We start from the raw sequence: 12,357 nt of genomic DNA, 5'->3' as shown, positions 1-12,357 counted from the left end.
GCGGCTTATTGCAGTACTAGGCGCTTAGTGGTTGTGGTTTCGCCGGTTTTAACCTGGAATAGGTAGGTTCCCTGTGCCAGTATACCCGCGTCGAACCGAAGCTGATGGCTGCCAGCGGTTTCGTTGCCTACCAGCAGGGTGCGCACTTTAGTGCCCAGGGTGTTGTAGATTTCCACGCTCACCGGGCTATCCTGGGTTAGATAGTAGCTCAGGGTAGTGCTACCGGTGAAGGGGTTGGGGTAGGCCGTTGTTTCGGTGCTCGGGGCGGCCGCATTGGCCGTGGTGAGCGTAGATGAAGTCCTGGCCGACGCACTGGTCGGCTGCGTCAGGGCGTTGAACGGCGCAAACGTGCGGGTAATGATGACGGCATAGTCGCCGCGGCTCACGGTTTGGGCCGGCTTGAAGCTGGCGTGCAGAGTGGGCTGCAAGTCATACGGGCCCTGCATAACGGTGTAGTAGGCATTGATAAGGTTGAGCTCCAGGGCGATGCTTACGTAGCCTTCGAGGCCGGCCGGTATTTTGCTGTTATCATCGAGCGTAATAACCTGGCCGTTCACTTTCACCGTAACGGGCTTGCCACTACGAGCCAGCGCATTGGGCTGGAAGCCCAAGGCCTGCACCAGCGAGTAGGCCAGCGAAGCCCGGTTGACAGTCGCGGTGGGCGAGAAAATGCCTGGAGCAGTCGGCAGCATGACGCCATTGTACTGGTAGTAGCGGTCGCGCAGGGCCGCGCCTTGCGCCGACACGGCTTCGGCCAGCAGGATGTTATTGCCCGTGACATCGGAGTAGGTCATGGCCCCGGTGGTGGGGTAGTACTGCCGCACGGCCAGGCCCATCGTCAGGTAGTCGGCCAGCTGAATGCGGGTCAGGGGGTCATTAGGCTTGTAGCCCGTGCTCAGGCCATCAACCAGGCGGCTGTTTACTGCTGCAATAATGGATGTTTCGGCGGGGTTGCCCACAATATCGGCCATGCCGCTGGTGCCGGTCGAGGTCAGCTGCGTGATTTTGCCTTTAATGGTATCGGGCAGGGCGGCGCCGTCCAGGCCGGCTACCTGCAGCGTCCAAGTGCCCGGGGTTGGGGCTGCTACATCTACGCTGCGGTCCTGCGAGAGGGCAAACTCCACGGGAATGCCCGAGCGGTGCTGCGTACCATTGGGCTCGAGCAAAATCAGGTTGACGATGTTGCCTGTCTGGCCCATTACCCCGCCAGCCGTAATCTTGGCTTCGATGCTGTTGACGCCGGAGGCCACATTAAACGTGAACTGGTTGCTGGCCGTGGTAGCTGGGTTGTAGTTGACGGTGAAGTTCTGCACGCTGCTGGCCGTGTTTACGCTGCTGTTGAACTGGCGCGTCAGGTTCACGGTCGAGCCAAAGTTGCTGCCGCGCTGGAGCTGGTCCACGGCGGCATAGGCGTTGATATAGCCGGCGCCCGCTTCCCAGGGCTCGCGGCCGGGCATGTTGGTGGCGGTCTGCTCAATAACGCGGCGCACTTGCAGCGGCGAGAGCGAAGGCTTGGCTTCCAGCAGCAGGGCCACCACCCCCGCCACGTGCGGCGTCGCCATCGAGGTGCCGCTCAGCACGGTATAGTAGGGGAGTTCGGTAGCCGTGAGGGTCGCCTGGTCGGTTTGGACACCCAGCAGCGGCACCGGGGCAATAGCGCGGGTCGAAACCACGTCGACGCCGGGGGCTACAATTACCGGCTTATTCTGGTAGGCGAAGGTCTGGCCGTCCATCGTAAACGTGCCTTGCTCATTTTTCACCCCGCGTGAAGAGAAATCGGCTAGCTGGCCGTTCTTATCGCCGGCGCCCACCGAAATCACCCACGGCGCAATGGCGTAGGGGTTGTGCGTGTCGGCACCGGGGCCCGAGTTGCCCGCCGCAAACACTACTACCATATTACGGTCGGTGACCTGCTTGGTCACTATGTTGATAGGCGCATAGGGGTCAAACTTGCCGCTGCTGCCATACGAGTTGCTGATAACCCGGATGTTATACTGGAACTGGTGCGTCAGGGCGTAGTCGAAGCCGCCGATGGCATCTAACACCAACAACGTTGCACCCGAGCCGTAGCCCAGCAGCGACGCGCCCGGGGCCACGCCCTCGTACTTGCCATTCGACTTAGAACCGTTGCCGCCCACAATACCCGCACAGTGGGTGCCGTGGCCCGAGTTGGTATCGGTATTGGGTACGCCTTCTACATACGAAACGGGCAGCATGCTATTGACCGAGTTGAGGTTGGTCGAGCCCAGCGCATTCTGCACCAAGTGCGAGCCGTACTTGATGTCGTCGTGCGTGCCGTCAACGCCGCTGTCGTTGATGAGTACCCCAATGCCTTTGCCCGATACAGGCGAGCCGTTATTGCGGGCCGTCACTTGCGGGTCGAGGCGCAGGCGGCGCACCCCGGTCAGGTTAGTGCCATCGTAATCGTAGTACGTCAGGCGCTTGTTGTAATACAGCGACCGTACTTCGGGGCGTTGCGCCAGGGCGGCTACCTGGTCGGCCGTTGCCAGTACACCGGCGATGGGCAGGGCCTGAAACGTGATGCCCTGCGTGATGCCAAGCTGCTGTAGCAACGCCAGCTCGGACGGCAGCGGGGCACCGGTTCCGTTAAAGGTGACGACCACCTGCGCAACGGGCTGGCTAACGAAAGCCGCTTTCAGCTCAGGGTCGACGATGGCCTGAGCCAGAGAGGTAAACCCCTGGAGGCTGAGACCAGCCCCCAGGAGGAGGGTGGAAAAGGTAATCTTCATGTAAAAATGTGGAAATAGGAGAGGGGTTTGGAAAAATTAATGGCTGGTGGTCAGCCTTATCGCAAGCAAAAACAACAAAAAGACAATAAGTAATTAGCACTGTAGTCTTCGCTGGAAATTAAGCTTTACCGGCCACGTGCGGACCTACGGAACTGGTTTTAAAATAAGATTTAGCGATAAGCCGGAACTTTTTTTAACATGCTCATTTTCAAGATGAAAATTTTACGAGCACAGTGCGTTTCCTAGAAAATCCTCCTTTCAACTAAGTGACAATCAGCCTGGAGTGGCTATCATCTCTCTCCCGGATTTTAGGTGCCTTATCCCTTTTATTTTCCTCAAAAAGTAAAATTTCAGCTAGTAGGCGAAGCTAGCCTAGCTAAACGGGACCCTGGTTGGTAGCAATTTTCATAGGGTAGCGCGGCACATCTGATATAGCAACTGTTCAACGTAATCTGCCCCCTTCACCTGAAGCGGTAGCAGGACGAAGCTCCGGTAACGTTGCTAAATGAAACGCTCAAAGAAGCGGTCGCGGTCGTGTAAACAAATGCCCACCAAAACACATTTTTGCCAGGTTTTAGCGGCTAAATAGGTATCAAGGATAACTCATAGGCGCGCGCCTACTACTACCGTTTTGCGGTACTCGCGCCGCTCGCCGCCGCTGGGCCGAAACAGCTCGACGTGCACGATGTAGTAGCCCACGGCGGCCTTGCGGCCGTGCTCGTCGAGGCCGTCCCACTGCACAAAGCCGGTGGTGGGCAGGCTCTCGTTGCGCAGCAGGCGGCGTGTGAGCTGGCCCAGGGCGTCGTACACCGTCACCGAGCCGACGTAGCCAGGCTGGTCGAGCTGGTAGTTAAGCGTCGTAAAGTCTTGCTGGCCATCATCATCGGGGGTGAAGAGCTCAGGCGCCATGCTCAGTTCCTGGCCGTTGCCCACGGCATCCTGGGCCTGCGAGTTGGGCCGGCCGGGCGTGGCAAAATTTACGGTGCTGGCCGCCGAGTGAAAGTTGCTGGCCGCGCTAGGGCCCTGCGCCCGAATGCGCTCCAGGCTTACCCCAACCTGGGCGCTTAGCAAGCTCAGCTGCTGGCTTTTGTCGTAGGCGTAATGGTCGAGCTCGGCGCCGCTGGCGTTGTAGATAGAGATGGTGCCCGCGCTATTATCCAGCGCCGGGAAGCCAGCCACGGCCAGCAGGGCAGCCGGCTCGCTGCTGGTAGGGTACTGCGCCTGCAAAATACCCACGTCCGAAGTCAGCGCCACGAGCTTGCCGGGCGCTAGCACATACGGCACGCTAGGGCTGATAACGGCTGCGCCGCTGCCGCTAGCCTTCTGATTGGTAAGCTGATACCCTTGCAGGTTGACGTAGCGCAGCGAGCGGTTCAGCAGCTCCACGAAGTACACGCCGCCGGGCGCGTGGTTGAAAAGCACTTCATTAACGACCACATCGCCGGGTTGCGCAGTTTCGGGCAAGGCTACGCCCGCCGTGGTAAGCGCGCTGCTGGCATTGCCGACGCAATCGGTAGCGCGGGCCACGGCCACCGTGAGTGGCCGGCTGGGCAGCAGCGCCGGGCTCACGGTGAGGTCGACAGCTCGGAAATCGGGCCCGACAGGCACCGCCCGGCTCACGGCCGGCGCGGTGCCTGTGCTGCTTTGCAGGGTGTAGAGCGCCGGGCTAGCCACGGCCGCGCTGTCGAGCTTCTCGCCAAAGCTGAGGCGGATGGTGGTAGGGGTGAGGGCTACCGCGCCGAGCAGGCTAGGGGGCGTGCGGTCGGGGTTGGAGGCGGCCACGCTGTTGCGGCGGCCGGGCGTGCCGCCGCTAGGGTCCTGGCTGGCCCGCCAGTTGGTGGCTCCGCCGCAGTAGCTAGTGGGGTCTATCATCTCCAAAGTCCAGCCGCCTTGGGCCTTGCGCAGGTCGCGGTACCAGGTGTCGGCGTAGGTGATTTCGAAGAGCGTAGTGCCACCCGGGCCGCGCACTACCAGCTGGTCGCCGGCATTCGTAAGTGAAGGAAAGTTGGTGAGGCCATATACCTTGCCATAAGCTGCAAACTGCGGGGCCCGGGTGCTGCCGCACAGCACGGCGTACTGGCCGGGCAGCAGGCGGGCGGTGTCGGGCAGCAGGGCGGCGGTAGTGCTGCCGGGCTTGAGCAAGCGCACTCCGCGCAGGCTCAGTGCTTTAGCCGAGTTGTTATAAAGCTCCACAAACTCCGAAGCCGGTAGCCCCACTACGGGCGTTTCATCAGCCATGATTTCGGTGAGCAGCAGCTCGCCCACCTGGGGCGCCACGGGCACGCCGGCAAAGGCGGCTATGAGTGGCCCGGCCGCCACGTTGCCGTAGAGGTCGGCCAGCTGACGCACTTCCAGTGTGTTCGCCACCCCAAAATCCTGCCCGAAAATTAGCCGCACCACCGCCGGGTTCAGGGGCGATACCACGGCCGCCGTAGGCACTGCGCCGGTGGCCAACCGGTAGTGGCTGGGGTCGGCGGCCACCGCTGCATCTACAGCTTCATTAAAAACCACGTCAACGGTGCGGGCATCCGTGGCAGCAGCTCGCACGAGCAGCGGCGCCGTGGCATCGGTCACGCTGAAATCGTCGAAGTAAAAGTTCCTGCCATTGGCCGAGGAGTAAAGCAGCGATACGCCCACCACGGCGCTGCGCTGGTAGGTATTGTCGGTGGGCTGGCTAGCCTCGGCCACGAAGGCGCGGCCGCCAGTGAGGTCGCGCGCTAGCGTCCACTGGCCTTGTGCCGAGCGGGTTACGCGCACGCGCACCAGGTTGTTGGTGCTGGCTAGGGTGCCGTTCTGGCCATCAAGTACCAATACCGGGCTGCGGGCCGAGTCTTTGCGGAAAAGACTTACCTCGTCGTCGGTGCCGCCCAGGCGCACAAAGTAGCCCTTGGTGGCCGGGCTTTTGAGGTCGGCCTGCGAGGCCAGCAGCCACACGTCGGCTAGGTTGCTGGCGGAGGTGGCGAGCTTCAGGTTAGCCCAAAACTCCCAGGTGGTGCCGGTGCTGGCCCGGCAGGGCGTCACGAGTTGCAGCTGCGTGCCCGTAACGGCCGGCCCGGCGCTCTGCAGCACCTGGCTGGCTACTACGAAGCTACCGGCGTCGCCTGTCCAGGTGGGGCTAGTGGTAAAGTTGCCATCGGCAAACGAGTCGGTGAGCTGGGCTAGTGCGAGCATGGGCCACAGCCAAAAGAGCAGGAAAACAGACTTCATCGAATGGCCCGGTGAATTAGGGCACATCTAAGTACGGGCGTATTCCTGAAAGTATATTTTAAGCCGCCCGAGCGGCCGAGGGCGAAGCTGGCTCGCTGGTTATTGGCAGGCCGCGCTGGGCCGGGTATGGGCAGTTAAAGGCATCAGCCGTTGGGGAGAAGCAAAAACGATGGCCTTCAGCTCTGGGTAAAGCTGGCTGAGACGTTGGCCAGCTTGGGTGGGATTAGCTGCTGGGGTAGGGGCTAGCAGCAATACTGGTAGGTCGTGCAAGAGAATATCCTGGGCCATCAGCGGGCGCAAGGCAGCGTAGCTAGCCATATCGCCTTGGCCTTGCAGCCGGCAGGCCAGCCAGTCGGTATAGGCCGAGCCAGGAAACCGCTGAAAAAGGGAGTCGGTGGCCTCAGGCGTCCAGACCCAGACGGCATTTGTGACGTGGGCCTGCTTGAACGAGCGGACCATATGCTGCCAGGCGCGCCGGTAGGCCGAAGCAGTAGGGGCACTTAGGTTCGGGCGCAGCATTACTGGGCTCGGTAGGCTGGCTACCTGCCGGGCCAGGGGCAGCCAGTAGTCGGGCTGCCAGGTATCGGCACTACGCACTGCCCAGCTGAGCAGGGGCACTTGGTGGCGTGCCAGCTGGCGGGTGGCTTCTGGAATGGGCTCAGTGGCTGCAAAGGGTAGCGCGGCAATGGCGTACGGGGTAGCAGATGCCGTAAACTGCCACCAGTGCCTAGCGGGGTAAGAAAGCAGCGAGCCGGGGCGGTCGGCGGCCCAGCCCAGGTGCACGCTATTAGCGCCGGTTAGCAGCCATCCGCTAGGCTGGCGGCTTAGTTGGTCGTGGCGCAGGTAACTAATAAGCCCAAAAGCGACTAACAGCAGCAAAGCAGCGCCGGGGCTATAGCGCTGAACGCCAAGCAAAAGTGCTGTGCCAATGCGAGCTAGCCCCTGGTATACGGCTAGCGTAAACCAACGCAGAGGCTGGGTAGTCAGGCGTTGCCTTAGCCAGTGTACCACCTCATGCAGCCCCAGGCCCACGGCGCCTGTTAGCAGCAGCACGTTGAATAAAGCCAAATACACCATGAGGTTAGTATAATAGCCCGGGGCGGCACTGCGGCCGTAGACGCAGGCACCTAGCAGAAGCGCAATGAGGAGCAAGTTGGGAATGGCCAGCCCCCATTCATTACTTTGGCGGCCTTCCTTAGGCGTGGGGATGTAGGGGACCCGTACTCCTGCTATAGCGTAAAGCAGCCCTAGCGTATATACCCACCATGTGCTAACCTGTAAAAAGTTTCCCGCCCAGTGCATACCTCTTTCGCTAGGCTCACGCAGCCAGCGCTGAGCCTGCTGATGAATCAGCAGTGACACTATGAGGAAGGGAAGCGTGTACTGAGCTAGGTCAATTAGACGAGTTATTAGGGGAAGCTGGCTCAGGTATAGACACAGAATAGGCAGGATGAAGTCAATCAGCGTAATAGCGCCCGATAAAAAGTAAAGCGGCAGCAAAAGGTAATGTAGCCGCTGCGCCCAACTAAAGCGCCCAAAAAGCTTGGGATATACTCGAAAAAGTAGGTCGAAAGCACCGCGTGACCATTTTAGCTGCTGGGCGTAGAAGGCGGCCAGCGAAGACGGCACTAGGCCCCGGCTCACTATCTGCGGCACATAGGCCGACTGCCAGCCTGCCGCGTGCAGGCGCATGGCGGTATGCATATCTTCGGTAAGGCCCGCCGCGTGGCCCCCGATGCTGTCGAGCGCTGCCCGCCGAAACGTGCAGTTGGCGCCAATGGCCTGCACAGTGTCATACGCATTCATCCCCATCATCAGGGGGCCATAAAAATGATAAGTCTGCTCGGCGGCCCCGCGGGCCACTAGGCTGTCTGCTTGATTGCCATAGGCTTGTACTACCTGCACGTAGCCTACACTGTCATCCTCAAAATAGGGGGTTACGTGGTCCAGAAAGTCAGGCGTGGGCGCGTGGTCGGGGTCAAGCACCACGCAGAGCTCGCCGGTAGCTTGGCGTAGTGCGTTATTAATATTGCCCGCTTTGGCATCAGTTTTCAGCAGGCGCGTCACATGCACTACCCCTAGCCGGGCACAGGCTGCGCGCAGCACTGGGTCGTCACCCTCATCGCAGAGGTAGCTAGTATGTGGGTAACGCACGGCCTGCATCGCCTCTAGGGTGCCGATAATCATAGCGTGTGGCTCGCCAGGGCAGGCCGTGGTGAGCATGTCTACGGTGCGCAGGCGGGTGGGGTATGCAGGGGGTACCGGCGCACTTATCTGCACGTAGTGAAACCACTCGTGCAGTATCCACAACACCTTATAGGTGAGCGAAACCACCATTAGCCAGTAGAGCGGGGCGTAACCTGGCTGTGCTATCTGAGTAAACCAGTACAGCATGTACAGCAGGCATAGTATACCTGCCGTTGCTAACCAGCGCCGACCTAATTTTTGTGCTGCAGACCGAAAATGGAGATGGTAAGCATTAAAGTTGGACAAGAGGAAAAGTTTATTAACCGCCAATTGGGTTGGCGAAATAGCGTAAAAAGAACTTACAAAGCGGTAGATAGAGCAGGTAAGCAAGCAACGCCCGGTCCGGTTGGGGCGTTGTTACGAATGTCAAAGGTAATTGATTTGAAAAGCAATAAAAAAACTTGAATAAATTATGACTTATTTTGTCTTGCTCAATAAATAACGAAGGTTAGTGCCGAAGGGGAAACTAATTTTGCGTTATTTTATCATTGTATGGTGTTGTCGCTAAAAGGAAGTAGCAAAAAGTATTCCGAGTTTTTTTTAAACTACAATTGGGTTGCATGTGTGTGTTGCTTATTGGGACTAATCTTGGTTGGCCTGGCGCAGGGCTGCCAGCCAGCTTCCCCGGAGCATGTGTCATCTGCTGACTTAGCGCATCCGCCACCCGGGGTAGTAGCCGTGCAGGTGCAGCGAACGCCCCGAGGCTACCGGCTGTTACGCGGGGGTAGGCCTTATTTTTTACGGGGAGGGGCCGGCGTGCAACAGTTGGCACAGCTACGGGCAATTGGGGGCAATACCATCCGCCTCTGGAGTACCGATTACGCTGCCCCCTTGCTTGATAAAGCCCAGCAGCAAAATCTGACTGTGATGCTAGGTTTATCGCTCGAGCTCGAGAGCAAAACTTTTAGCTACTACGACCCCGCAAAGGTACAGGCTCAGCTTGAGCGCGTTCGGGAACAGGTGCTGCGCTATCGCCGCCACCCCGCGCTATTGTGCTGGAATATCGCTAACGAATTAGAAATTAGCTCTAGTAGCCCTCGGTTTTACGAGGCACTCAATCAGATTGCCCTGCTCATCCACGAGCTTGACCCCTACCACCCAGTCACGGTATCGCAGGCCGACTTTGCCCACCACGCCGTCGACCTTAAGCGGTGGGTGCCCGCCCTCGACTTTCTATCGGTGAACACCTACTCGCCGCTACGTATACTACCGGCGCTGTTACGCGCAAGCCAGTGGGATGGCCCTTACGTTGTAACGGAATATGGGGGTAGAGGCTTCTGGGAGGCATTTAATAATACAACTTGGGAGGCTCCAGTAGAACAAAGCAGTACAGCCAAGGCCGCCTTCATGCGTCTGCGCTACGAGCAGGCGATTCAGCGCGATTCGAGCCATTGCATGGGAAGCTATATCTTCTTTTGGGGCAGTAAGTTTGAATATACGCCTACTTGGTTCAGCCTATTTGAGCCTACCGGCGAAAAAACTGCGCTGGTAGATGAGCTGCAGCAGCTTTGGCAGGGGCATTACCCCGCCAACCGGGCTCCCCGCCTTACTGAGCTGCGGCTGGCGGGTGTGGTTGATACCATGAGCCCCGTGCTGCTCAGCGGCGCGTATTACCCGGCTGTAGTAACCGCAGCCGACCCCGAGGGCGACTCACTGACAACTCGTTGGGAAGTGCTGCCCGAGTTACCATCTCAGGTCAGGGGCAAGCGGCTCATCACACCGCCTGAGGCAGTGCTAGGCTGCATCGAGCCGGCGCACGGGCGGCAGGTGCGCGTGCGCATGCCGCCGCCTGGAACTTACCGCCTCTTCGTGCGTGTATTCGACGGCCACGGGAGTGTAGCTACTGCCAATATTCCATTTAAGGTAGTGGCCCAGCCATCACCGACTTACTAGCGGCTCACTACCAGCTTCTGGCGTTGCACACGGGTGCCACAGCCAACTTGCAGTACATACTGGCCGGCCGCTAGGGTAGGCAGTGCTAGCCCCGGGCTGTCGGCGCTCAGCTGCCCGCTTGGCACCTGCCATTGATGGCAGAGGCGGCCCATCAGGTCAAAAAGCTGAACCTCAACGAGCGCTGCCGGCTGGCCGGTTACTACGTGTACTTCGTCGCGCACGATGGTCGGGAAGATAGTGCACCAAGCCGCTGTTGGCGTAGCAGCCCCAGCAGTGGCCAGCGGGGCGGCACGCGCTTCAGATGCCCCGATGTTGCCCGCTACTTGGTTGGCAGGAGTAGGATTGCCGAAAAAATCGCGTTCGCCAGGATTTAACCCGAACTCGACGGTTAGCCGCAGGCCTGCGCCCACCACTGCCGAAGTAGGCTTTGGGTTGTAGCCTGCCGTGGCCGTGCTGAGTGTGCTGTTGGCACTGCTGGTGGTGAAGATGCTCATGCTTGGGTCAGCGCATAGGCCCGTTGGGCGGGTACCGGCATCAAGCGTTTCCTGGCTGGTGGCAGTGCGCCAATCTGATAGTGATGAGTAGGTAGTGCCGTTCCAAAGCAGTTGCAGCGCCGCCCCAGGTGTCCAGTAGCAGTTGCCCTCAAGCCGCACGCCAGCGTCGGTGCGCGAAATAAGAACTGGCAGGCCCGGAGCAGTTTGCAGCGTATTATTACGTAGGGCGACGGCCGTAATGCCATCGCTCGTGATATATGCTGCCGAAGGTGCTGAGCCATCGGCCGTTGCACCCAGGTAGACGGTATTGTTGTATATGTTAGCCCGCACGATGCCTCCGTTGTCACCCGATGACCACAGTTCGATAGCACCTTGATTATACTTCCGGGCATCGTTCTCACTGATATTATAGCGCACCGTCAGGTCGTGCATGGCGGGTGCGCCCCCAAATTGCGCCAGCAGGTAGCCTGGGCCTTGGTTGTCATGCGAGTAGTTGTATTGTAGCACTGAGTTTGTGCAGCCCCCATCGAGGTCAAAGCCGCCCCCATCCTTGCTGGTGCCAGACATATTGTGGTGCGATTCGCAGAGCTGAATAATGAGGTTATTGCAGCTCCAGCCCCAAATGCCCACTGGCCCGCCACTTTGATTGGCATTAAGCCACCCGTTGTGGTAGGCAACGCACTTTTCCACAAGCGCGCCATCGATACCCGAGAGTACGATGCCATTGCCCGTGTGCGTATTTGTGATATCGGCCCGGCCCGCGTTGTCGTAGGCTGTGCAACCCCCCACGTACCAGTCGTGGTGCGCTAGGCCGGTAGCTGGGTAAAAAGCGTAGGAGCAAAGACCGGCCTCACCATTGGCGTGCACTTGGCAATTAGTAATCCGCACGTCAGCATAGCCGCTTAGGCCATTCCAGCTGCCTACCAAAATACCGTCATTGCGGTAGCCACTCACATCGAGGCTGTCGAGGCGCAAATGGTTCAAGTGGGTATCAGCCGAGTCGAGGTAAAAAACAACGCCTGAGTTTTTGTTCGTTAGTCGGCCGGAGCCTTCGAACCGCAAATTATGTAACTCGATTCCTGCGGTGTTTTGCGCGTAAAACCCGTAGGAGTCAGCGCTTTGTATAATTGCCTGGCCAGTGCCGTATGAGCGGATAGTGATAGGCTTGCTGGCAGTTCCCATGCTGTTGCTCCGTAGCCAGAGACCACCGTCAAAGGTTTGCCCTCCGGCCAGTAACAAGCGGTCGCCAGGCTGAAAGTGCGCGGCACTGGCCCGCGCAGTAGTACGCCAAGCTTGAGCTGCCGAGGTTCCGGCTGCAGCATCATTACCGGCAGCGTTCAAATAGTAGTCGGTCGCTAATGAATAAGTAAAACGAGTGAAAACTAAGACTGCCGTGAATAGTACTTTTAGGTTCATATGATAAATGGTTGGGATAAAGCAACGGCAAAGATAAAGGAACAAAATTGTAAAAAATTTTGATTTTAAGGCTTAAAAATTGCATATTTATAATAAAATTAAACTTGTCTAGTTCGGCAGTAAGAATTACTGTGGATAGTAAATTAGGATTATCTCCGTTATTATTGTTCTTATAAATATTTTATGCCAGAGTAAGCTCCCTTGCCGTGGGTAATACCAGTAGGGGAACAACTTCAACTCGGTAGCGGCAGCGTAGCACCGCAGCCTCATCCAAGTAGTAGGGCCGCATATGCAGATAATTAGCGGGCGCTGGCCGACCTTTGCTTTAGCGGCCTCTTGCTGGCTCGCAG

Annotated in this window: 5 protein-coding genes; 1 reads left to right on the top strand and 4 read right to left on the bottom strand. The window is 58.6% G+C overall.

Annotated features, from left to right (window positions below):
- Window positions 1–5: 5 nt before the first annotated feature.
- The 3 genes from J4D99_RS00150 to J4D99_RS00140 all read right to left on the bottom strand — a co-directional run bounded on the left by J4D99_RS00150 (window position 6) and on the right by J4D99_RS00140 (window position 8,294).
- The gene (locus tag J4D99_RS00150; protein ID WP_208129672.1) at window positions 6–2,750 is read right to left on the bottom strand and encodes a S8/S53 family peptidase; all 2,745 of its coding nucleotides are present in this window, start codon (window positions 2,748–2,750) and stop codon (window positions 6–8) included.
- A gap of 603 nt (window positions 2,751–3,353) precedes the next feature.
- A complete protein-coding gene (locus J4D99_RS00145; protein WP_208129671.1) occupies window positions 3,354–5,921 on the bottom strand; it encodes a lamin tail domain-containing protein in 2,568 nt (855 codons plus the stop codon).
- 135 nt (window positions 5,922–6,056) lie between these two features.
- Complete coding sequence (locus J4D99_RS00140) at window positions 6,057–8,294, bottom strand: glycosyltransferase (protein WP_236018440.1); 2,238 nt, start codon at window positions 8,292–8,294, stop codon at window positions 6,057–6,059.
- Window positions 8,295–8,960: 666 nt separating this feature from the next.
- Between J4D99_RS00140 and J4D99_RS00135 the strand changes: the two genes are divergently transcribed.
- The gene (locus tag J4D99_RS00135; RefSeq protein WP_208129669.1) at window positions 8,961–10,097 is read left to right on the top strand and encodes a glycoside hydrolase family 2 TIM barrel-domain containing protein; all 1,137 of its coding nucleotides are present in this window, start codon (window positions 8,961–8,963) and stop codon (window positions 10,095–10,097) included.
- On the opposite strand, the gene J4D99_RS00130 is transcribed toward J4D99_RS00135, so the two are convergent.
- Window positions 10,094–11,575 carry a T9SS type A sorting domain-containing protein gene (locus tag J4D99_RS00130; protein ID WP_208129668.1) on the bottom strand — a complete coding sequence of 494 codons (1,482 nt, stop codon included), beginning with the start codon at window positions 11,573–11,575 and terminating at the stop codon, window positions 10,094–10,096. The two genes, J4D99_RS00135 and J4D99_RS00130, sit on opposite strands and share 4 nt — an antisense overlap.
- Window positions 11,576–12,357: the final 782 nt, after the last annotated feature.

Origin of the sequence: Hymenobacter sp. BT559 (genome assembly GCF_017571525.1) — a bacterium.
GTDB classification, from domain to species: domain Bacteria; phylum Bacteroidota; class Bacteroidia; order Cytophagales; family Hymenobacteraceae; genus Hymenobacter; species Hymenobacter ginsengisoli.
This window is presented reverse-complemented; position numbering and strand designations above follow the sequence as displayed.